This window comes from Pseudoduganella albidiflava (assembly GCF_004322755.1).
Taxonomy (GTDB): Bacteria; Pseudomonadota; Gammaproteobacteria; order Burkholderiales; family Burkholderiaceae_D; genus Rugamonas; species Rugamonas albidiflava.
Map to the genome: position 1 here is coordinate 2654088 of NZ_CP036401.1, position 22919 is coordinate 2677006.

The following is a 22919-nucleotide window of genomic DNA, read 5'->3' on the forward strand; positions in this document are numbered from 1 at the left end:
TTCCTGGCCTGGCATCTGTCCGTTCATTCGACGGGGTGCCGGCCACTCGCCAACAGCGATCGGCAGGGCGTCGCCACTCCTGTACACGCCGAGAAACGGGCCTGGACAGCGCATGGCGAGCGGGGATCGCCCGGGTGCCCAGGCGAGCGGCCGGGAATGATGCGTGATACCAGTTTTGGTATCGAAAACCCCCAAAAATTGATTGGATCGATAATTTTCTACTCACTTAAGATGGATTCGCAGCACCATGAAACGTTGCCCACGCAGCGCATAAAAAAGACAGAACCACAGGAGATGCAGCATGAATGACACCGGAACCGGCGCGGTCCGCCCATCCCGCAATTTGAAAATGAAACTGTCGGTTGCCGCGCTGGCTGGCGCGGGCATCCTTTCCAGCGCGTCCGTGTGGGCACAGGATGCCCAGGTGGCGGCCGAGCAGCAGGCCACAGCGGCCACCACCGTCGTCGTCACCGGCGTGCGCCGCGCCGCCCAGAGCGCACAGGCGATCAAGCGCAATTCCGATGAAGTGATCGATTCGATCGTCGCCGAGGAAGCCGGCAAGTTCCCGGACAAGAACGTGGCCGAGATCCTGGGCCGCGTTTCGGGCGTGCAGATCCGCCGCGAATACGGCGAGGCGGCGAACGTCGTCATCCGCGGCCTGACCGGCCTGGTCACCCTGCTGAACGGCCGCGAAGTCTATACGTCGCGCGACCGGAGCCTGTACCTGGCCGACATTCCCACCACGATGCTCCAGCGCGTGGACGTGTACAAGACGCAGGGCGCCGAGATGGTGGAGGGCGGTACGGCCGGCGTGATCGACGTGCGCACCGCGCGCCCGTTCGACTTCAAGGGCTTCTCGGCCAACGTGCAGGGCCGCGTGGAAAACCGCGACAAGTCCAAGACCAACGATCCGCAGGCTTCCGGCACGATCAGCAACCGCTGGAAGGGCGACTTCGGCGAGATCGGCGCGCTGCTCGGCCTGTCGTACCAGAAGGGCAACTATCACGACGAAGTGACGTGGAACTCGCCTCCGGCCGCCGTGCTGGGCGCCGCCTCGCCGGTCACCGGACCGTTCGACCTGGGCCACGTGCTGTACCAGGGCAAGCGCGAGCGCACGGCCGCCAACTGGGCATTCCAGTGGCGCCCGAACCGTTCGCTGGAAATGTTCGCCGAAGGCTGGTCGACCCGCATCGACCACGACGCGCAGCGCCAGTTCTTCGTGTCCGGCCAGGCTTGGAGCCCGAACACGCAATACACGCTGATCCCGGGCACCAACCAGGTCGCCACGATGACGAGCGTGAATGCCAACCCGTTCACGCTGTCGTCGACCCAGGCGCCGAACGACGATTCGGAAACCCACCAGGGCGCGTTCGGCGCGCGCTGGAAAGTCAACGACGACTGGACCATCACCACCGAACTGGCGCGCACCAACAGCAAGTGGAAGCAGGACTTCCCGATTCTCGACCTGCTGACGTCTCCGCCGACGGTGGCCGGCGAAACCTACCGCAACGGTGGCGGCTACTTCACGTATCCGGGCTACGACATGGACAACCCGGCCAACTACCGCCTGCATACCTTCTTCGACAACTGGAGCAATGCCCGCGGCCAGTCGAACGACTGGCGCGTGGACGCCACGTGGAATCCCGGCTCGGATGGTTTCCTGAAGGAACTGAGCTTCGGCATGCGCCTGGCCGAACGCAAGGCGTCGTACCAGACCCAGAGCAACGGCCAGATCCTGGCCCCGGCGGGGTTGCCGGCGCCAGGTTCGCTGCCGGGCTTCGCTTGCCAGTCGATGGAGATGGCCAATGACTATGGCCTGGCCAGCTGGGTCACGCCGTGCGCGAGCTACATGCACGCCAACATGGACAAGCTGCGCCAGCTATACGGGCGCCCGGCCGGCAAGGGCCCGGCCGATCCGTTTTCGCTGTACACGAACCAGGAAGACACGAGCGCCCTCTACGGCAAGACGAAGTTCGGCTTCACCGTGGGCGGCGTCCCGGTCGAAGGCACGGCCGGCGTGCGGGTGGTGCGTACGGAACTGGACGTGAACGGCTTCAGCGGAATCTGGACGAACGGCGTGCTGAACCCCGTGGCCGTGAACAGGAAGACCAGCACCACCGACGCGCTGCCGAACCTGACGCTGAAAGCGATGGCGACCGAGGACGTGGTGCTGCGCCTCAACGCGGGCAAGGCGATCCAGCGCCCGGCGTTCGCCGATTTCAACCCGGGCACCACGTACAACGCGGGCGGTGGCGGCACGGTCGACCCGAACGGCAACGGCGGCAATCCGGACCTGAAACCGATCGAGGGCACCAATGTCGACGTGGCGGCCGAGTGGTATTTCGCGCCGACCGGCAGCCTGACGGCCACGCTGTTCAAGCACGACTTCAAGAACTACGTGATCCGCCGCCAGGACTTTGAAACGGTCAATGGCACGCGTTATCTCGTGGAACGCCCGCGCAATATGGAAGGTGGCGAGCTGAAAGGCATCGAACTCGCATACCGCCAGTTCTACGACTTCCTGCCGGGCTGGCTGAACGGTTTCGGGCTTGAGGCGAACTACACGTACATGCAGGGCCGCCTGGAAGACCGGGGCATCGAAAGCCCGTTCGTCAACATGTCGAAGAACGCCTACAACATCGTCGCGCTGTACGAGCGGGGCCCGTGGTCCGGCCGCCTGGCTTACAACTGGCGCTCGAAGTTCGTCGATACCTACAACTACCGCGGCCTGGGCTTCGACCTGATCGTCGACCCGATCAAGACCGCCGACGCGTCGATCACCTACAAGATCAACGACAAGATCGGCGTCACGCTGGACGTGGAAAACCTGACGGACCGAAAGTACAACGACTACCACGGCATCCCCAGCAACCCGCGCGACATCCGGCGCTATGACCGGGTAATCGGGCTGTCGATGCGCTGGGCGCTGTAACAGCAAGACGCAGCCTGGTGTCGGATGCCGAAAGGCACGGTGTCCGACACCAGAACGCCGCTGTCGCCGGCCGCATCCGGCAAAAAAAAGCCCCTGGAGAAATCCAGGGGCTTTTTCACGCGTGCAGTCGGATCAGAACTTGTACCGCAGCGTGGCGGAGACGCTGCGCGGCGCCTGGTACGTGATCGCGTTGAAGGCGGAGAACATGGCGTAGTGCGTCTTGTCGAACGCGTTGTCGATGTTCAGCTGGGCCGACAGGCGGTCGTTGATGTCGTAGCGCGCCATCAGGTTGACCAGCGCGAACGAGCCCTGCACGATCTGGCCGCTGGTATTGGCCGGCGCGGTCGGGTCGTTGGTCCAGGTGCGGCTTTCCCAGTTCGCGCCGCCACCCACCGTCAGCTTGCTCAACTCGCCGGGGAAGCGGTAGGTGGTGAATACGCGGAACGTCTTGCGCGGGTAGATGCTGTTGAACTCCAGGCCGGCGGCATCCTCGGCCTTGAAGTACGCATAGCCTGCCGTGGCGTTCCAGCCGCGTGCCAGTTCGCCCGACACTTCGGCCTCGAAGCCCTTGCTCTCCGCGCCTTCGGCGGCGCGGTAGTACGCTTCCGGCAGCAGCGGGCCGGTGCCGTCGCGGTCGATCATGCCCGCTTCCACGCCCAGCTTGTCCTGCTTGATGCGGAACACCGAGAACTGCGCGTTCAGGCGATTGTCCAGGAACGCGCCCTTGATGCCCGTTTCATAGCTCTTGCCGACCACCGGATCGAGCTGGCCGCCGTTGATGTCCTTCAGGTTCTGCGGCTGGAAGATGTCGGTGTAGCTGGCGTAGGCCGACCAGTTGCGGTCGATGTCGTAGACCAGGCCGGCGTACGGCGTCACTTCGCGGTTCTTCTTGATCGTGTACGCGGCGGTCCACAGGCCGTGGCCGGTCTTTTCATAGTTGCTGACGCGCGCGCCGATGATCACTTTCAGCGGATCGGCCAGCGAGAAGCGCACCACGCCGTACAGGCCTTCCTGTTTGGTTTCGCTGGTTTCGTAGAACGTGCGCGGTCCCCAGGACGGCTCCGGATAGGCGCCCGGGTTGAAGTTGTTGAAGTCGCCCACGGCCGAACTGACGTTGCCGTAGTTTGCGGCGCGGCTGTCGGAAACGAATTCCTGCTTCGAATGCAGGTAGCCGAATGCGGCTTCATGCTGGCGGCCGCCCAGTGCGAACGGGCCGCTCGCGTGCAGGCTGACGTCGTCCTGTTTCGAGCGCGTGTTGTACGAACCCGAGAAGTCGGACATGCCCAGGCCCGTCACGCGGTCGGGAATGCCCGACAGGTACAGCAGGTAGGAATCGCCCCGGCGATCGCCCCGGCTGAAGGAACCACGCACCTGCCAGCCGTTGGCGAAGTTGTGTTCCAGGTTGACGAAGGCGTTGTTGTAGCTGCTGCTCCACGTGGTCCAGTCGGCGGCGGTGGTCTTCGAGCGGTCCCAGTTGGTCGGCGTGCCATCCGTGTAGTAGTACGGCAGGCCGCCCCACATCGAGCCCTTCGGATCGGTTTCCTGGCGGCTGAAGCCGGCCGACAGCAGCGTGCCCGGCGCCAGGTCCGCCTCGATGGTGGCGAACACGGTCTTGTCCTTGTCTTCCAGGTAGTCGACCCAGCTGTCCGCCTGGCGGTACTCGCCGACCACGCGGGCGCGCACGCTGCCGCTCTGGTTCAGGCCCGTGCCCACGTCCACCATGGCGCGGCGCTCGTTCCAGCGGCCGATGCCCAGTTCGGCCGTGCCGCTCAGTTCCTTGCTGGTGGCGCGCTTGCGGATCAGGTTGATCGCGGCGGACGGATTGCCGGCGCCGGTCATCAGGCCGGTCGCGCCGCGCACCACTTCCACGCGCTCGTAGATGGCCAGGCTGCCCAGCGTTTCACCGGCGCTCCACGATTGTTCCCACGTCGTCGGGATGCCGTCGATCTGCAGGTTGGTGATGTCGAAGCCGCGCGCAGTGAAGCCGGCACGGTGCGTTTCATACTGGTTCACCGAGACACCGGTGGTGTTGTTGACCACGTCCGTAATGGTGGCCAGGCCCTGGTCTTCCATCCGTTCGCGGGTGATCACGGAAACCGCCTGCGGCGTTTCGCGGATCGACAGGCCCAGTGGCGTTGCGGTGCCCACCACGCGCGTGGTGTAGCCGTTGTCGCCGTCCTTCTGCGCCTGCACTTCGACGGTCGGCATGACCGGTTGCGCTTGTTCGGCGACCTGGGCGAGGGCGCCCAGCGGCATCGTGACGGTGAGGCCGGCCACCATCGAGAGGCGGCCCAGCTTGTGCCCGTGGGCCGGGCGGTGTTTCTTGTTCATGTTGTTGTCCAGTGATCGGTGCGGACGAGACGTGCACCGGTAGTCATTTTACTTAGGAACGTGAATGATAACGATTCGCATTCTTAAGTCAATGTAAACAATGTAACTGGACGACAATATTTTGAAGAGGGGAAGGGGGAACGCGCGGGCCGACGGGGGCCCTTCGGGACGGGTGTTGTCGGCACGTGCGCGCGACAACACCCTCGGTAAAATGGCAGTGCGCTACCCCAGCGCCGTCCACCGCGACCCGCCCCGGTCGCTCTCCAGCACGGCATCGATGAAGCGCATGCCGGCCACGCCATCGTCGACGGTCGGCAGGTCGGCGCTCTCCGCCGGCACGGGCAGCCCGGCATCCACGGCATGGATGCGCGCGGCGGCATCGCGGTACAGCTGCGCGAACGCTTCCAGGTAGCCTTCCGGGTGGCCGGACGGCACGCGCGTCGCGTGTTCCGCCGCGGCGCCGCGCACCCGGCCGCGGGTGAGCCGCTGGGCGCTGCCGCCCAGGGGCGTCAGCCACAGCTCGTTCGGGTTTTCCTGGTCGAAGGCGAGGCTGGCCTTCGAGCCGAACACGCGCAGCTTGAGCGCGTTTTCGCAGCCGGTCGCCATCTGGCTCGACCACAGCATGCCGCGCGCGCCGTTCGGGTAGCGCAGCATCACCTGCACGTGGTCGTCCAGCACGCGGTCCGGCGTGAACGAGTGCAGCTCGGCCAGCAGTTCGTTCGGCTGGATCCCGCTGACGAAGCCGGCCAGGTGGAACGCATGCGTGCCGATGTCGCTGGTGCAGCCGGTGGGGCCGGCCCGCTCCGGATCGTTGTGCCAGTTGGTGCGCTGGAATTGCTCGCTTTGCGGGCCCGCTTCGGCCATCCAGTCCTGCGCGTACTCGACGTGGATCAGCCGTACGTCGCCGATCTCGCCCGCCGCCACCAGTTCGCGCGCATGCCGCACCATCGGATAGCCCGTGTACGTATGGGTCAGCGCGAACACGCGGTTCTTCTCCCGCGCGAGCGCCGCCAGCGCTTCGCCTTCGGCGGTGGCGATGCCCAGCGGCTTGTCGCAGATGACGTGGATGCCCGCTTCGAGGAAGGCGGTGGCCACCGGCGCGTGCAGGTGGTTCGGCGTGACGATGGCGACGACATCGATGCCGTCCGGCCGCTGGCTTTCCGCGCGTGCCATCTCCCGGTAGTCGGCATAGCAGCGCGACGGATCGAAACGCAGCGCGGTGCCGCTGGCCAGGGCCCGTTCCGGATTGCTGGACAGGGCGCCGGCCACCACTTCATAGCGGTCGTCCAGCCGCGCCGCGATGCGGTGCACGGCGCCGATGAAGGCGCCGTCGCCGCCGCCGACCATGCCGAGGCGGAGCTTGCGGGGCAGCGGCGTGCCGGAGCCCTTCGTGTTGATGATGCTCATGCCTGGATCCCCATCAGGGCGCGCACGGCGGCGCGGTCGGTGCCGCTGCCGGCGAAATCGTCGAAAGCCCGTTCGGCCACGCGGATGATATGGCGGCGGATGAATTCCGCGCCTTCGCGGGCGCCGTCTTCCGGGTGCTTCAGGCAGCACTCCCATTCCAGCACGGCCCAGCCGCTGTAGTCGTATTGCGCCAGCTTCGAGAAAATGCCCGTGAAATCGATCTGGCCATCGCCCAGCGAGCGGAAGCGGCCGGCCCGGTCCACCCAGCCGCTGTAGCCGCCATACACGCCTTGCCGGCCATCGGGCCGGAACTCGGCGTCCTTGACGTGGAAAGCCTTGATGCGCTCATGGTAGATGTCGATGAAGGCCAGGTAGTCGAGCTGCTGCAGCATGAAGTGGCTGGGGTCGTACAAAATGTTGGCGCGCGGGTGGTTGCCCGTGGCGGCCAGGAAGCGCTCGAACGTCACGCCATCGTGCAGGTCCTCGCCGGGGTGCAGCTCGTAGCAGACGTCCACGCCGGCATCGTCGAACACGTCGAGGATCGGCTTCCACCGTTTCGCCAGTTCGCCGAACGCTTCCTCGACGAGGCCGGCGGGCCGCTGCGGCCACGGATACAGGTAGGGCCAGGCCAGCGCGCCGGAAAAGCTCGCGTGCGTGGACAGCCCCAGGCGCCGGGACGCCTTCGCCGCGGCCTTCACCTGGCCGACGGCCCATTCCTGCCGGGCCTGCGCATTGCCGCGCACGTGCGGCGCCGCGAAGCCGTCGAACAGCTGGTCGTAGGCCGGATGCACGGCGACCAGCTGGCCCTGCAGGTGCGTCGACAGCTCGGTGATCTGCAGGCCGTGCTCGGCGAGCACGCCAGTGATCTCGTCGCAATAGGTCTGGCTGTCGGCGGCCTTGTCCAGGTCGATCAGGCGCGGGTCGGTCGGCAATTGCACGGCTTCGTAGCCGAGGCCCTTCGCCCATCCGGCCAGGCCGGCCAGCGTGTCGAACGGCGCCTCGCCGCCCATGAACTGGGCGAGGAAGATCGCCGGTCCCTTGATGGTCTTCATGCTTTTCCTTTTGTCTTCAATACGGCGAATTCGGGTAATAGAACTGGCTGGCGTTGGCGCGCGTGATCAGCACCGACGGGATGATCGTCTTGGCCGGCAGCGTCTCGCCCTTCAGGCGCGCGTTGGCCGTCATCTTGATGGCGTCGTAGATGAACTTCGGCGAGTACGACACGTTCGCCTGGATCAGCCGGTCGCCATCGATCACCTTCTTGACGGCGAACTTGGCGCCGGCGCCGCCGAACACTTCCTTGATATCGGTGCGCTTGGCCTGCTCGATCGCCTTCAGCGCGCCGATCGCCATGTCGTCGTCGGCCGCCCACACGGCGTCGATCTGCTTGAAGCGGGTCAGGTAATCCTGGGTAACCTTGAAGGCATCGTCGCGGTTCCAGTTGCCGTATTTCGCGTCGAGCACCTTGATGCCGGGATGCTTGGCGATTTCCGCGTTGAAGGCGTTCACCCGCTCGTTGTCGATGGTGCTCGGCATGCCCCGCAGCACGACGATATTGCCCTTGCCGTTCAGTTTCTTCGCCAGGTATTCGGCCGGCAGGCGGCCAAAGGCGGTGTTGTCGCCGGCCACGTAGGCGTTCTGCGCGTTCGGGCTGGTGAGCCCGCGGTCGACGACCGTCACGTACACGCCCTTGTTCTTGACCTGCGCGACCGGTTGCGTCAGCGAAGCCGATTCCAGCGGCAGGATCACCAGCGCGTTCATCTTGTTCACCACCAGCAGGTCCTGCACCTGGTTGGCCTGTTCCGGCGTGCTGCCGGCCGTCTTGACGATGACCTTCAGGTTCGGATTGGCCGCTTCCAGTTCCTTCTTCGCCTGGTTGGCCCACCAGACGATGCCGCCCGTGAAGCCGTGCGTGGCGGTGGGAATGGCCACGCCCAGCGTGACGGGTTGGGCGGCCGCGGGTTGCGCTGCGATGGCCTGGCCGGCGCTGGCCAGCAGGCAGGCGGCGGCGATCTTGTTCAAAGAGAGAGTAAAAGAGTACATATCGGTTCCAGGTAAATATCCAGGTAAATATCCAGGTAAATACTTAACGGCGGCCGCGCTGCAGGTAGGCCACGGTGATGATGACGACACCCTGCACGGCGGCGTTCAGGTACACGCTGATGATGCTGGTGAGGTTCAGGATATTGCCGATCACGGACAGCAGGATCGCGCCGACCACGGTGCCCATGATGCGCCCCGAGCCGCCTTTCAGCGACGTGCCGCCCACGACCACGGCGGCGATCGCTTCCAGCTCCCACAGGATGCCGGTGGTCGGCGTGGCGGAGCCCAGGCGCGGCACATAGAGAATGGTGGCGATCGCCACGCACACGCCCAGCAGCAGGTAGGTCAGCGTCTTCACGCGGTCGACGCGGATCGATGCATAGCGCGCCACCTGTTCGTTCGAGCCGATCGCCTGCACGTGCTGGCCGAACGGCGTGCGGTTCAGGATGACGACGCCGGCAATCGCGACCAGTGCGAAGATCCAGACCGGGATCGGCACGCCCAGCACGCTCTGGTAGTACACCGGGCCGTACGTCTCGGACAGATTGAAATCGAGCGTGATGGCGCCGCCGTCGGACAGCCAGGTGAGCACGGCGCGGAAGATGCCCAGCGTGCCGAGCGTGACGATGAACGCTTCGATGCGGCCGTGCGTGACGAGGAAGCCGTGCGCCAGGCCGGCCACGGCGCCGAAGGCCAGGGCCAGCCCGATGCCGATCACCACGATCGCCAGCGCGGAGGGTGGCGACGCGCCCAGGGCGAGGGCATTCATCGCCACGATCATCACGCCGGCGATCAGCGCGGCCATCGAGCCGACCGACAGGTCGATGCCGCCGGAAGCGATCACGAACGTCATGCCCACGGCGATGATGCCGATGAAGGCGGTGCGCGTGAGCACGTTCATCAGGTTGTCGAAGGTGGCGAAGCCGGGATTGAGCAGGGCGCCGGCGATGCACAGCAGGACCAGGGCCACGATCGGGCCGGCGCCCTTGAATCGAGACAAGGGACGGGCCAGCGCGGGGCCCGCGGCTTTCACGGGCGTGCCGGGCAGGGCGCCGCCGCCGTCAGTGGTGGGTGTTGGTTGCATGGGAGATCAGGTTTTCTTCGGTGAGTTGGTCCGGCCCGAGCACGGCGTTCAGGCGGCCGCCGTGCAGCACGGCCACGCGGTGGCACAGGCCGATCAGTTCGATCAGTTCGGACGAGATGACGACCACGGCGCGCCCCTCGGCGGCCAGGCGGTGGATCAGCGCATAGATGTCGCGCTTGGCGCCCACGTCCACGCCGCGGGTCGGCTCGTCCAGCACGACCACTTTCGGGCCGGGGCGCAGGTACTTGGCCAGCGCCAGCTTTTGCTGGTTGCCGCCGGACAGCGAGCGGGCCACGCATTCCGGGTCGCGCAGCCGGATGCCGAAGTCGGCGATCGCCTGGTCCAGCGCGGCGCGGCCCGCCTTCGGGTCGACCCAGGGCCGGGCATCGCGCTCCAGGGTCATCATCGTCAGGTTTTCGCGCAGGCCCAGGTCCATGTGCAGGCCCTTGCCCTTGCGGTCTTCGCTCAGGTACGTGAGGCCCTCGGCCATCGCGTCGCGCGGACTGCGGATCCTGACGGTCCTGCCGGCGATGGCGATCGTGCCGCCGCTGCGGGGCCGCAGGCCGACGATGCTCTCGAACGCCTCGGTGCGGCCGGCGCCGACCAGCCCGGCGAAGCCGAGGATCTCGCCGGCGCGCACGTCGAAGCCCAGGTTTTCAACCCAGCCAGGCACCGTCAGCCCTGCGACACCCAGCAGGACCGGCGCACTGGCGGGCGGCGGCGCCTTCGGCAGGAACATGTCGGACACGTCGCGGCCCACCATCAGGTTGGCCATCTGCTGCCGGTTCACGTCCGCCGTGTTGGCGCGCGTGACGAATTTACCGTCGCGCATGACCACCACTTCGTCGGTATGCGCTTCCATCTCGTCGAGCTTGTGCGAGATGTAGACGATCGTCACGCCTTCGCCCTTGAGCCGCGCCATCAGCTTGAACAGCTTGGCCGTCTCGCCGGGCGACAGCGTGGCCGTCGGCTCATCCATGATCAGCAGGCGCGCTTTGCGCGACAGCGCCTTGGCGATCTCCACCAGCTGCTTTTCGGCGACGATCAGTTCCGACACGCGGGTATCCGGATCGACCGCCAGGCCCACCTGTTCCAGGTACTGGGCGGCTTCGCGCGCCATGGCGCGGTGGTCCAGCAGCCAGCCGCGCGTCTTTTCGTGGCCGAGGAAGATGTTCTGCGCGATGCTCAGGTGCTCGGCCAGGTTGAATTCCTGGTGGATCAGTGCGATACCCAGCGCCTCGGCGTCGCGTGCGCTGGCGAAGCGCCGTTCCACGCCGTCCACCACCAGCTGGCCGCCGGTGGGGCGCTCGTAGCCGGCCAGGATCTTCATCAGGGTCGACTTGCCGGCGCCATTCTCGCCCAGCAGGCCGACCACGCGGCCCGCCTCCAGCGCGAAGTCGACCCCGTGCAGCACGCGCACCGGGCCGAACTCCTTGACGACATGGCTGAAACGTACGGAAAGGCTCATCTTATTGCTTCGGCAGTTTGGCCAGCACGGCCTGCAGGCCCTTCAGCGACGCGGCCACCGTTTCCAGCTGGCCCATGCCGTTCGGATATTCCTCCTGCTCGATGATGATCCAGTCGGTGCCGCCCACCTGGCGCACGGCGCGCGCCAGGCCGGCCCAGTCGGTCTTGTCCTGGCCGATGATCGGCGTGCCGGACGCGCCCTCGGCCAGCTTGGCCTTGAAGTGCGTGGTCACGGTGCGGCCCGGGTATTTCTGCACGTACGCCACCGGGTCCTTGCCGGCATAGGTGGTCCAGCCCACGTCCTGCTGCATGATCGAGGCTTGCGGCGTGTTCTTCGCGATCACGTCCCACGGCGTGCTGCCCACCGCGCCGGCGAATTCCTCGGCGTGGTTGTGGTAGCCAATGCGCATGCCCTTGCCGGCCAGCCTGCCCGACAATGCCGTAAGCTCTTTGCTCATTTGTGCGCTGCCTTCGGTCGTCTTGCCGCGCGCATCCATCGAGATCACCAGGTTCGAGCAGCCCAGCGTCTTGTAGAAGGCGGTGGTGGCCTCGAACTTCGCGTCGGCCAGCGCATCGAAATGCATGTGCGCGCCGGCGCATTGCAGCTTGTTCTTGTCCAGGAAGGCTTTCAGGCCGGTCGGGTTGTTCTTGTAGGGGCCGAACTCGCCGGCGAATTCCACGCCCTGGAAGCCCAGCTGGCCGATCCTGGCCAGCGTGCCCTCGAAGTCCTGCTTGATCTCGTCCTTGACGGACCATAGCTGCACGCCGAGGCGCGGCTGCGCGGCCTGCGCCATTGACGCTGCGCCGGCCAGCGCCACCAGCGCGGCCAGGGGGATCATCCGGATTGTTTTCATCTCGTCTCCATTGTGAGTAGTCTGATGCGTAGTCTGATGCGTGGTCAGATGCGGCCGGCCTTGAGCTCGTCCACCGCATGGGCGCAGGCACGGGCCGTCATCGCCATGAAGGTCAGCGACGGGTTTTGCCAGGCGCAGGACGCCATCGCCGCGCCGTCCGTGACGAACAGGTTCGGCACGTCGTGCGCCTGGTTGTAACCGTTGAGCACCGATGTCTTCGGGTCGCGGCCCATGCGCGCCGTGCCCATCTCGTGGATCGACAGGCCGGGCGGCCAGTCCTCCAGCGACTTGATGTGCTTCTCGATATCCTTGAGGCCCAGGTCCTCGAGGATATTGGCGGCCGTATCGGCGATATCCTGCTGCATCTTGCGGTCGTTGTCGGAATAGCTGCAATCGATGTGCAGCTGCGGCATGCCCCACTTGTCCTTCTTCGTCGGGTGCAGGCTCACCATGTTCTCGAAGCGGGGCAGCATTTCGCCCTGGCCGCCCAGGCCGAAGCGCCAGGCGCCGGGCTTGCGGATCATGGCCTTGAAGTCCTTGCCGAAGCCGGGCTTCCAGGCGGCCGAGGTCCAGCCTTCGCGGCCCGCGCCGCCCGACAGCGCATAGCCGCGCAGGAATTTCTCGTGTTTCTCCATCACGTTGCGGAAGCGCGGGATGTACGGCCCCGTGGGGCGGCGGCCCTGGTAGTAATCGTTCTCGAAGCCTTCCACCCGGCCGCTGGCGCCGGCGCCGAACAGGTGGTCCATCAGGTAGTGCCCCAGCACGCCGGACGAATTGGCCAGGCCGTTGGGGAAAGCCTCCGATTTCGAGTTCAGCAGGATCGCCGTCGAGGCCAGCGTCGACGCGCACAGCACCACGACTTTCGCATGGAATTCACGCATCTCCAGCGTGTTCGCATCGATCACCCGCACGCCGGTGGCGCGGTTGGTCTTCGGATCGTAGATCACGCTGTGCACGATGCTGTCGGTGGCGATGCGCAGGCGGCCGGTGGCGACGGCCGGCGGCAGGGTGGAACTCTGCGTTGAAAAATACGCGCCGAACGAACAGCCGCGGTGGCATTGGCTGCGCGCCTGGCACTGGCCGCGGCCTTGCGCCAGCTGGGTTTCGCCCGGCGTGCGCAGGTTGGCGGTGCGGCCCATGATCATGCGCGCCGGCGCGTACTTCGCGTCGAACTTCTTCTTCAGCGCCAGTTCCACCGTGTTGAAGTCGAAGGCCGGCAGGAATTCGCTGTCCGGCAGCACCGCCAGGTTTTCCTTGCTGCCGCTGATGCCCACGTGGCGTTCCACATGGCTGTACCACGGCGCCAGGTCGGCATAGCGGATCGGCCAGTCCACGCCATGGCCATCCTTCAGGTTGGCCTCGAAATCCAGGTCGCTCCAGCGGTACGACTGGCGCGCCCACATCAGCGACTTGCCGCCCAGCTGGTTGCCGCGGATCCAGCTGAATGGCCGGCCCTGGGGCGTGGAGTAAGGCATGTCGCGGTCGTTGTTGAAGAATTGCTGCGTGTGCTCGTCGAAGGCGTAGCACATCTTCTGGTTGAAATACTGTTCATCGGCCACGGTGGCGTCGACCTTGCCGCGGTTCGGCATGACCCACGGGTCCTTGTTTTCGCCGATGTAGTCGACGCCGTGTTCGACCGGCCGGCCGCGTTCGACCATCAGCGTCTTCAGGCCGCGTTCCGTGAGTTCCTTGGCGGCCCAGCCGCCGGTAATGCCCGAGCCGACGACGATCGCGTCGAAACGCTCCGGGCTGGTCTTGATGTAAAACGACGAGACAGGTTCCATGGTCAGATTGCCCAGGTGCGCGTGGATCGGGTGACTTTGATGCTGCCGGTGTAGCCGCCGGGGAAGGGCAGGTAGGCCAGTTCCTTCGACGCGCCCGCCTCGGACGTGTAGTAGGCGAACGCCACGTAGCTCTTCAGCTGGCGGAAGAAATGCTGGTCCGTTCCCTTGAAGGGGGCCGCGCCATTGTCAATGGCGTGCAGCAGCGCCACTTGCCGGGCTTGCGGCAGGGCGCCGAAGCGCTTGCCGCCCTGGGCCAGCGCGGCTTCCTCGATGCGCGCCAGGCCGGCGCGGAAGTCGGCCTGGTCGCGTTTCGGCACGCAGGCCTTGAGCAGGTGGTCGATGGTGCGGTGGGCACCGACCGCCAGCGCACCCGGCGTGTCGGTCTGAGGGATGATCAGCTCGGCCAGCACGCCGGTCAGCGCCAGCTCGTCGCGCGTCAGCAGCTCCGGCGCGCCGTTGCCGGCGGGTGCCGTGACGGCGGCGAGGACATCGCCGGACAGGGCCAGCCCGCACAGCGCACCGATGCGGAGCAGGGCGGAACGGCGTGCATTCTCGGGATACAAGCGCCCGGCATGCGAGCCTGCCGGGCGTGCACCAGAGGACAGTGCATTGGCGTGTGGTGCGTCGGAGGGCTCTTGCGGCCCTTGTTCTCCACGGTTCATGGGGGTCTCCTCCAAAAAGACTACGAAATCAGGCAACCCGGCAAGGGGTGCCGGCGCAACGCCGCGTCAGGCCGGGGCCAGGCGCGGGCGGCGCACGCTGGTGCCCCGGCCGGCCAGCGCCAGCTGGTACTGCTTCGGCGTGATGCCGACCACCGTGCGGAACTGTTTGGTGAAGTAGCTCTGGCCGCCGAACCCTGTCTCCGCCGCCACGCGGGCGATGTTGTTCACTTGCGGCAGCAGGCGGCAGGCTTCCTGTACCTTCAGGTGCAGGATGTACTGTTTCGGCGTCAGCGAAAAATGCTGCTTGAATTTGCGTTCGAAAGTCGACAGCGACATGCAGGACAGGCGCGCCAGGTGCTCGATGCTGATGGTTTCCATCATGTGCGCCTGCAGGTATTCGATGCAGGCGCGGAATTCGTGGAAGGGCGCGATGACATCCTGCGAGCGCTTGACGTCGCGCGAGAACCCCTCGATGCCGACGATCTCGCCGTGCCGGTCGCGGATCGGCGCCTTCGTCGTGAACAGCCAGGTCAGCTCGCCGCTTTCGCTGCCCAGCACTTCGAGCTTGTTTTTGACGGTGACGCCACGCTCGATCACCGACAGGTCGTCGGCGCGGATACGGTCGGCGATGTCGCGGCGGAAGAAGTCATGGTCGGTCTTGCCGAGGATGTCGTTCACGTCGCCCAGGTCATGTTGTTCCTGCAGCAGCCGGTTGCCCCACACGAACTGGCCGGCGCGGTTCTTGGCGAAGTAGTACGTGTCGGACAGCGTGTCGAACAATGCGCTGGGCTTGGAGATGCCATGCGCGGTAAAAAAATTGGCACATTCCGCCTGTGCGGCGGCACGCGGCGCGTCCCGGCCGGCGTGGCCGGGGTGCGATGTCCGCTGCGCGCCGGCGTGCGGTCCGTCTTGCAGGCGCTCCTCGCGAGTGCCCTGGGATACGACGACTCCCCGGCCAAGGACGATGGTGCTCATGGCTGTCTCCGCATGGCTGTCTCCGTTTTGTTATGCGATAAATATAGCATTCGGGTAATTCCGGAAGTGTCAGGAAATCGGAAAAATTTATAACGAATTCGGCACGGCGGATTCGCCGCCGTCGTCGGCGATTGCCGATTCCGTGATAGCCGATCGGCATGGAATCGCGTTAAGATTGCGCTACCATTATTGCGCTACCATTGTCATTCCTATTCTAATTCCACAGCGAGACACCATGACCCCGATCCTCCGTTCCGCCCGTATTGGCCTGTTCACCGCCGCCATCGCCCTCTGCGCGCCCGCGCTTGCCTTCGACGGCGGGTGGAAATCGCTCTTCAACGGGAAGGACCTGACCGGCTGGACGACCTGGGTCAGCATGCAGCCCACCTCGGACAACATGAAGACGCCGACCACGATCCGCGGCGCCAACAGCGATCCGAAGAAGGTGTTCTCGGTGGTCGACGGCATGCTGCGCGTTTCCGGCGAAGAGTGGGGCGGGGTGCACACCACGGGCGAATACGCCAATTTCCACCTGAAGTTCGACGTGAAGTGGGGCGAAAAGAAATGGTTCCCGCGGCTGGACGCGCCGCGCGATAGCGGCCTGCTGTACTACGGTGTCGGCCCGGAAGGCGCGCAGAGCGGCCACTGGATGCGCAGCCATGAATTCCAGATCCAGGAAGGCGACTGCGGCGACTATCACAGCCTCGATGGCGTGACGGTCGACGCCCGCGTGGGCGACGCCAACCAGGGCGACTGGAAGTTCTTCCGCTACGAACCGTCGCTGCCGCTGCGCACCGGCCTGGCCGCGCGCATCCTCAAGAAAGGCAACTACGAGAAGCCGTCCGGCGAGTGGAACACGATGGAAGTGATCGCCGACGGGAAGACGCTGATCCATATCGTCAATGGCCATGAAGTGTTCCGCGGCGAGAATTCGCTGCAGAAGGTGGATGGCAAGACGGTGCCGCTGGCGCGCGGCAAGTTCTCGATCCAGTCGGAAGGCGCCGAGACGTTCTACCGGAACATCATGGTGAAGCAGCTGGACGGGCCGGCGGCGGTGGCGAAGTTCTGACGCGCCACCGGCAGTCCACCGGCGGTACTTTCCCATAAGCAGGATCAGTTCGGTATCAAGGCCCGGCACCTTATTGTGCCCCTCCGGGATGGCGCCCGATAATGGCTCGTCGCCTATCCACGGAGCCCATCATGTCCCTGTCCAGTGAAACGGTCCGCATCGCCATTGTCGGTGGCGGCGTGGCCGGATTGTCCACCGCGTATTACCTGCAAAAGCATTGCCCCGGGCCGCTCTCGATCGACATCTTCGAGAAGAAGGCGGCGCTCGGCGGGAATGCCGAGACCGTGCTTGTCGACCTGGGCGACCGGGTCGATGCCGATGGTCCGAACCGGGCCTACCTGCGCTGGGCGGACCTGGGTGTCAACGATGTCAACCTCGCCACGTACCATCTGCTGAAGCAGGTGATGGACGACATCGGCTATCTGCAGAACATGAAGCCGCTGCAGGATACGACCAGCTACTTCAGCGGCGACGGGAGCCTGGCATTGACGGACGACTCGGCACTCACGACAGGCGTCACCGATCCCCGTTTCAGCGTGGCCGGTGCCGACGACGGCCTGCTCGGGCTGCTCATCGCCGTGGTGCACCGTGCCGCCATCGATCTCCTACCAGACATTACGCCCGACTACACGGTGGGCGAATTCTTCCAGCGTTGCATTGAAACGCCGCAGCAGATGCTGGCCGCGGCGGCGCTGCAGTTGAAGGTGCATGTCGACTGGAGCGACCCGGCGCTGCCGCCGTGCCTGCAGCGCGTGCGCGACGACATATACTATCCACGCATCTCGGCGATGTATTTCGCCGACGAGCGCGGCCCGCAGGTGATGCCGTTGCTCGCGCCGTTCGAGTACTACCAGCTGCAGGAAGGCGGCGTGGCGCCCGACCGGCGCTACTTCGACATGGGCGCCCAGACCTGGCTCGAGGCACTTGCCTCATGGTTGACCGCCGGACATCGTCGTGACGCGGCCGTGCGGCTACATACGGATGCGGCGGTGCACGTGACCGTCAATCCCGGCCAGGTCACGCTGGCGCGCGAGGGCCTGCCCGACGCGACGTTCGACCTGTGCGTCATGGCCACGCACGCCGACGACGCTGCCCGCATCGTCGCGTTCGGCGACGGCGTCGCCGCGGCTGGCGCGCAGCTGCGGCAGGTGCTCGAAAGCATCGACTACACATTCGGCTATGCCGTCTGCCATACCTATGACGGCGTGATGCCGCCCAGCCGGAATATCTGGCGCACCTACAATGTACTCAAACGCAGCCGGGCGGACAGCGTCTTTCCATACCGGATGAGCTATGTGTGCCCGCTGCACCAGAACGATCCGGTCAATCCGCCCTACAACCAAGCGGGCCTGCCGCAGTTTTTCGTGTCGCTGGTCGATGACCTGAACCGCATCCCGGTCGATACCATGCTGGACCGCGTGCAGGGCACCGGGCGCGTCCACCCGCGGCTGTTCGCTGCCTTGCCGCGCGCGACCCAGCGCAGCCTGCAACATGAGGCGGTGCGCGGTGGCTACCATCCAGCCGAGTACGGGCGGGCGCACCCGATGGGCTCACGGCTGGCTGGCAAGGCCTGGACCATGTTCAAGCATAACGTGCTGGACGCCGCCTGCTACCGGGCACAGCACGCAATCGCCGCGTACAATCAGGCGACCGCCGTGGCGTTCAGCAGCGCGGGCAAGGTCCAGTGCCCGCTGCTGTTTGCTGGAGGATGGACCAACGGCGCCGGGTTGCAAGAGCAATGCCTGCAGCAGTCCCGGCAGCTGGTGATGTGGCTCGGCATGGCTAGCGAAGCAACGGAGCCTGCCGCGGATACAGGTTCAGCCGTGGCATGACCCAGCCCAGGCCGGCGGCGCGGCCAGCAGCCAGTGTCGCCTCCAGCGCCGCCATGGCCGAAGGATCGGGCCGCAGCCGGCAGGCGGCCCAATGCCGGGCCAGTTCGAGGTGATATGCGGCCCAGGGACACGGCTCGGCGCTGACGAAATCGGCGAACGCGCTGGCCAGCGCGCGGGCGGCGTCCAGTTCGTCGTGCAGCAGTCGTGCTTCGATCGCGTTCACGTAATAGCGATAGACGTTGTGCGCCACGCAGCCTTGCTCGATCAGCGTCGCACCGCGCTGCAAGGCCTCGTCGCGCAGCGTACGATCCGGCTCCAACGTCGCCAGGGTGCTGACGACCCACGGGCCGATGAAGCGCTCGAGCCGCAGCTGTTCGACCTGGCGCCAAGCCGACAGGATCGCTTCGTGCGCGGCAGCCGGCTGGCCCTCCAGCAGCAGCACGCGGGCCAGGCTCTCGTTCAGGAACGGTTCGAAGCGCGCCGCGCCGATCTTGCGGGCCAGTTCCAGCCCGGTTTCCACCTGCACCCTCGCGGCCGGCACCTGGCCGTCGGCCAGCAGCACCCAGCCGGCCGTCAGGCGCGACACGATTTCGGCGCGCCGGTTGCCGACCCGGGCGCCGAGCTCCGCGGATTGCAATGCATCCTCCAGCGCATCGCGGGACTGGTTCAGGTAGATGCGCGCGGTGCCCCGCATGAAGCGGTTCGACGCCTCGATCTCGGTCAGCGCATGCTGCTCGCACAGCCCCAGGCAGCGATCGAACACATCGTACGCGGTGCGCATGCGGCCCTCGCCGTAGTACGAATCGCCAATGCCGCTCAGTGCCCGCGCCTCGACGCTGACCGCATTGCCGCGCCGTGCGTGATACTGCGCCTGCTCGTGCAAGCCGCGGCTCCGGGCGAAACGGCCCTGCGGGAAATAGATATTCCCCTTCAGGTAGTACAACTCGGCCAGGCCGGCGTCGTCGCCGCACGCCACCGCCAGCGGAATGGTTTCATCGAGCAGCGCCTCTTCCGCGGTCATGTCCTCCAGTACGTTCAGCGTCTGCGCGAGGCCGATCACGGCGGCGATGCGGCGACGGTCGTCCGGGGCCAGCATGCGCGCATCGGCAAAGCATGCCTTGGCACGCTGCGTTTCACCCATCTTTGCATGGCAGCGGCCCGACAGCAGGCAAAGCTCGAAATCGTCCCGGCCCGCATAGTCCACTTCCTGGCACTGCCTGATCAGTTCCAGTGCCCGGAAATACTGGTAGGCGGCCATCTGCTCGCGGATCGCGGCCAGGAAAGCAGCGGGCGCGGCCGGATGCCGGGCCCGGTGGTAGTGCTGGGCGCTCAGCACGGCGTCGCGACCGGCGTACAGGGCGCCAATCGCCGCATGCAGTCCGGTGCGCTGGCGTTCCGGCAGCGACTCGTAGATCCTCTGCATGACCAGGTCATGCACGAACAGGTACTCGTCGCGCGCCAGGCGCCGCACGAGATGGTGGCGCAGCGGCAGGTCCATGTCGCATGCCGGATCACCTGTCAGCTGGCGCAGCAGGTCGAGCGAAAAGCGCTGGCCGAGCGCCGACGCGGCGCGCAACGCCGTGCGGCATGGCGCCGGCAACTGGTCGAGCTTTGTCTGCACGAGATTCTTCAGGCTGCTCGGCACGCCGCCTGAGCGGCCCGCCTGCAGCAGCTGGGTCAGGAACAGCGGATTGCCTTGCGCGCTGGCGATGCACTGTGCGTGAAAGTCGGCGTCCTGGCTGCCGAATTGCATCGCCAGCGTCTGCGCTTCGGTATTGCGCAAGGCGGGCAGGTCGCACACCGTCAGCGGTGATCCATTCAGGTACGGGCGCAGCGTGCTTTCCAGCGGATCCTGCTCGAAGCGCGACGACAGCAGCCAGATGACCGGCGCTTCCTGCACGTCCTGCAGCAGTTCTCCCAGCGTTTCCAGCAGCTCGGCATTGCCCCAGTGTATATCCTCGACGGCGAGCAGCACGGGCCGCTCGATCGCCCGGCGCATGATCAGCTGCCGCAGCGCGGCGACCTGGAACTGGCGGCGCGTCGCATGCGTCATCGCCGCATAGACCGTCGCCAGATCGGGCGGCGGGGCCAGGCCGAGCAGGGCGTGATAATGCACCGTCAACGCTTCGTCGAGCTGCAGCCGGCGCATCTGCTCGCCGAGCTGGAACCCGGCATTGGCCGTGCTGCGGGGCAGGGCGAACAGGTTCCGCGCCAGCATGCGCAGCGGCGCCGCATCGCCCTCCTGGCCGAAGTCGAGGACCGAAGCGACGTGGCAGTCGAACTGCCCCTGCTCGGCAATCTCGATGAACTCGCTCATCAGCCGGGACTTGCCGATGCCTGCCACGCCGCGCAGGTAGCAGATATGCCCCGTCTGGTACGTTTGCGTGCTATCCAGCGCCGCCTTGAACTGGCCGATCTCCACGTAGCGTCCGATCAGCGGATACTGCGCGACGCGTTCGGAATGGCAGGAATGCAGCAGCCGCACGTGGCCCGGCATCGCCAGCGACGGCGCGAAAACAAAACGTTCGCGCAACTGCAGGCTCAGGCTGCGCTCGACCAGTACCGTACCGGGGCCGAATAGCGCGCCGTCGCCTGGCGTGTCCGGCAGCGCCGCCGTGGGACGGCGTTCCGGGGGCGGCCAGTCGCCACTGCCGATCAGCAGCGTGGCGTGCCGCCCACGCAGCAGTTGCGCCAGCTCGACGGCGCACTGCACGCAACGCAGCGCATCGCTGCGGTAGGCTTTCGGCAGTCCGAACACCGCCAGGCCATGGGCCGCGAGGCTGCCACCGAATTGCAGCACCAGCTGGCGAATCGCGGCCAGCGTTTCTTCCGGCAGCGGGGCCGACGGCAATTCCAGGATCACGACGCTGCGCACCTCCTGGTCAGCGCCGGCATCCGGCGCGCTCGCCTGTTGCTGCTCCTGCGGACCCGCGACCAGCGCCTCGATATCGCTGCCGAATACCCGGGCGAGGTGGCTGGCGGTGCGGTAGAGCACGGACTTGCTGGTTTCGGCACGCTTGATCGATGCGATCGAGACGCACAGGCGCTGTTCGAAGCACAGTCTTGCCAGGGCTTCCTGGCTCAGCCCGCGCTGCTGGCGCAGCGCCTTGAGGCGGCGCGCGTCGAGGGTCACGCGGCCGTCCTGCACCGCGCGAAAGTCGTGCTGTTGTGCGGTGTCCATGCTGCTCCTTTGGCAAGCAAGTTTCCGCCCGCCGGGTCACCGGTCTTCCGGGCGGTGGAAGCGCGGTCAGTAGCGCAGTCACTAGCGCAAAGCAAGCCAGGCGCCGCCCGCTGGGGAAGTGGCCGGCGCCGGCGAAACAGACCGATTGTCGCTCACCATTTGCGAAGGCTCAAGCGCCGTGTGGCGGCGTTGCGGCGAATATGGCGAATCGTTGACGCACGTGCTTGCGCGGTTGACACCGAAGTGATGCCGGACTGATCCCGGTTCGACGCTGGCGCACGCCTATTCTGGACCTGTCGACGCGGCACGCCGCCACGAAGACTTCCCCAAAACCCCGGAACCAGGAGAATCACCATGGATGTCCTAGAACGCGCAGTAGTCACGCATGTATACGACTTCGTCAGCAGCAAGATCACCGAAGGCCAGGTCCAGCAGATCATCGCCGAGGCCGGTTTCGATCCGCTCGCCTACCGGTACGAGCCGCGCGTCGACGACGGTTTTGTCGCACGCGGTGCCGTGCCGATGAACGTGAACCGGCTGGAGAACGCCGCGAAAAAGCTGTCGATCAAGGTCGAGATCACTTCGCCAGCTGCGGCGGCGCGTATCGGCAACTGGTATGGTGTTTCCATCACGATGAGCATCGATACCGTACAGGCACTGTCAGACAACAATTACCAGCTGTACGGTTTCAAGGCGGTAAAATCGTCGATGGGCAGCGGCGTACCGGTCGTCTGGTTCTCCACCAGTACCTTCTCGACGCAGACGGAGGTGGAGTGGACCGAGTCGTACAGCGCTTACACGAGCGGCTCCGACCAGATCAGCAGCGGCTCGATCACGGCCACCTTCACCTCGCCCATCAGTCTCGACCAGACACTCGTCGTGACCGACAAGACCGGTATCGGCAACGTGCAGGCCGGCGGCACGGCCGGTGCGATCTCGATCAGCAATACCGTCAACACGCCGTTCACGACCGGGATTTCCCAGCTGGTGGAAGGGGAAAACAATCCACTGTGCGCCTTCCCGCTGTTCGGCAACGGGCTCGACGTGATCGTGCCGATCCAGAAGGTGCTGTTGATGTTCAGCACCCAGCCGCTGAACAACGGCGCTGTTGTCGAGCAGGCATACTCGGCAAGCATGCTGGTCGACCTGACAGGAGCGCCCGGCAATTCCCGTGCGGTGTCCTTCGACATCAACAATGGCTGGTCGTATGACGGCGTCGACTGGGGTACGCAGTTCGCTGCGGACGCGAACCTGGTGCCGATCCTGATCGTGAAGCCGTAAGCAGCACGGCGCTGCCG

Annotated in this window: 15 protein-coding genes; 4 read left to right on the forward strand and 11 right to left on the reverse strand. The window is 65.9% G+C overall.

Annotated features, from left to right (window positions below):
• Positions 1-301 precede the first annotated feature (301 nt).
• A complete protein-coding gene (locus EYF70_RS11140) occupies positions 302-2932 on the forward strand; it encodes a TonB-dependent receptor (protein ID WP_131145462.1) in 2631 nt (876 codons plus the stop codon).
• Between the two features lie 132 nt (positions 2933-3064).
• Here the strand turns inward: EYF70_RS11140 and EYF70_RS11145 are convergent, their stop codons facing one another.
• The 10 genes from EYF70_RS11145 to EYF70_RS11190 all read right to left on the reverse strand — a co-directional run bounded on the left by EYF70_RS11145 (position 3065) and on the right by EYF70_RS11190 (position 15539).
• Positions 3065-5263, reverse strand: a complete 2199-nt coding sequence (locus EYF70_RS11145; protein ID WP_229420813.1) for a TonB-dependent siderophore receptor — start codon at positions 5261-5263, stop codon at positions 3065-3067.
• A 222-nt stretch (positions 5264-5485) separates the two neighbouring features.
• On the reverse strand, positions 5486-6670 hold the full coding sequence (locus EYF70_RS11150; protein ID WP_229420814.1) for a Gfo/Idh/MocA family protein: 1185 nt from the start codon (positions 6668-6670) through the stop codon (positions 5486-5488).
• Positions 6667-7722, reverse strand: a complete 1056-nt coding sequence (locus tag EYF70_RS11155) for a sugar phosphate isomerase/epimerase family protein (RefSeq protein WP_131145463.1) — start codon at positions 7720-7722, stop codon at positions 6667-6669. Before EYF70_RS11155 ends, EYF70_RS11150 begins: the two co-directional genes overlap by 4 nt.
• Before the next feature lie 16 nt (positions 7723-7738).
• Positions 7739-8713 (reverse strand): substrate-binding domain-containing protein, encoded by a 975-nt coding sequence (locus EYF70_RS11160; protein ID WP_131145464.1) that lies wholly within the window; start codon positions 8711-8713, stop codon positions 7739-7741.
• Between the two features lie 43 nt (positions 8714-8756).
• Positions 8757-9797 carry an ABC transporter permease gene (locus EYF70_RS11165; RefSeq protein WP_131145465.1) on the reverse strand — a complete coding sequence of 347 codons (1041 nt, stop codon included), beginning with the start codon at positions 9795-9797 and terminating at the stop codon, positions 8757-8759.
• Positions 9775-11265, reverse strand: a complete 1491-nt coding sequence (locus EYF70_RS11170; RefSeq protein ID WP_131145466.1) for a sugar ABC transporter ATP-binding protein — start codon at positions 11263-11265, stop codon at positions 9775-9777. The genes EYF70_RS11165 and EYF70_RS11170 overlap by 23 nt, the downstream gene beginning before the upstream one ends.
• 1 nt (position 11266) lies before the next feature.
• Positions 11267-12118: a sugar phosphate isomerase/epimerase family protein gene (locus tag EYF70_RS11175; RefSeq protein WP_131145467.1), complete on the reverse strand. Its 852-nt coding sequence runs from the start codon at positions 12116-12118 to the stop codon at positions 11267-11269.
• 44 nt (positions 12119-12162) lie between these two features.
• On the reverse strand, positions 12163-13902 hold the full coding sequence (locus EYF70_RS11180) for a GMC oxidoreductase (RefSeq protein WP_131145468.1): 1740 nt from the start codon (positions 13900-13902) through the stop codon (positions 12163-12165).
• A gap of 2 nt (positions 13903-13904) precedes the next feature.
• Positions 13905-14564 (reverse strand): gluconate 2-dehydrogenase subunit 3 family protein, encoded by a 660-nt coding sequence (locus EYF70_RS11185; RefSeq protein ID WP_131145469.1) that lies wholly within the window; start codon positions 14562-14564, stop codon positions 13905-13907.
• 66 nt (positions 14565-14630) lie between these two features.
• Positions 14631-15539, reverse strand: coding sequence for an AraC family transcriptional regulator (locus EYF70_RS11190; protein ID WP_131145470.1), 909 nt, complete (start codon positions 15537-15539; stop codon positions 14631-14633).
• Between the two features lie 235 nt (positions 15540-15774).
• Here EYF70_RS11190 and EYF70_RS11195 point away from each other — a divergent pair, with 235 nt between their 5' ends.
• Entirely contained in the window at positions 15775-16608 is an 834-nt protein-coding gene (locus tag EYF70_RS11195) for a 3-keto-disaccharide hydrolase (protein WP_131145471.1), read from the forward strand.
• Between the two features lie 131 nt (positions 16609-16739).
• The gene (locus EYF70_RS11200; RefSeq protein WP_165497625.1) at positions 16740-18440 is read left to right on the forward strand and encodes an FAD-dependent oxidoreductase; all 1701 of its coding nucleotides are present in this window, start codon (positions 16740-16742) and stop codon (positions 18438-18440) included.
• On the opposite strand, the gene EYF70_RS11205 is transcribed toward EYF70_RS11200, so the two are convergent.
• Positions 18391-21621: an ATP-binding protein gene (locus EYF70_RS11205; protein WP_131145473.1), complete on the reverse strand. Its 3231-nt coding sequence runs from the start codon at positions 21619-21621 to the stop codon at positions 18391-18393. The two genes, EYF70_RS11200 and EYF70_RS11205, sit on opposite strands and share 50 nt — an antisense overlap.
• Before the next feature lie 354 nt (positions 21622-21975).
• Here EYF70_RS11205 and EYF70_RS11210 point away from each other — a divergent pair, with 354 nt between their 5' ends.
• Positions 21976-22902 carry a hypothetical protein gene (locus EYF70_RS11210; RefSeq protein ID WP_131145474.1) on the forward strand — a complete coding sequence of 309 codons (927 nt, stop codon included), beginning with the start codon at positions 21976-21978 and terminating at the stop codon, positions 22900-22902.
• Positions 22903-22919: the final 17 nt, after the last annotated feature.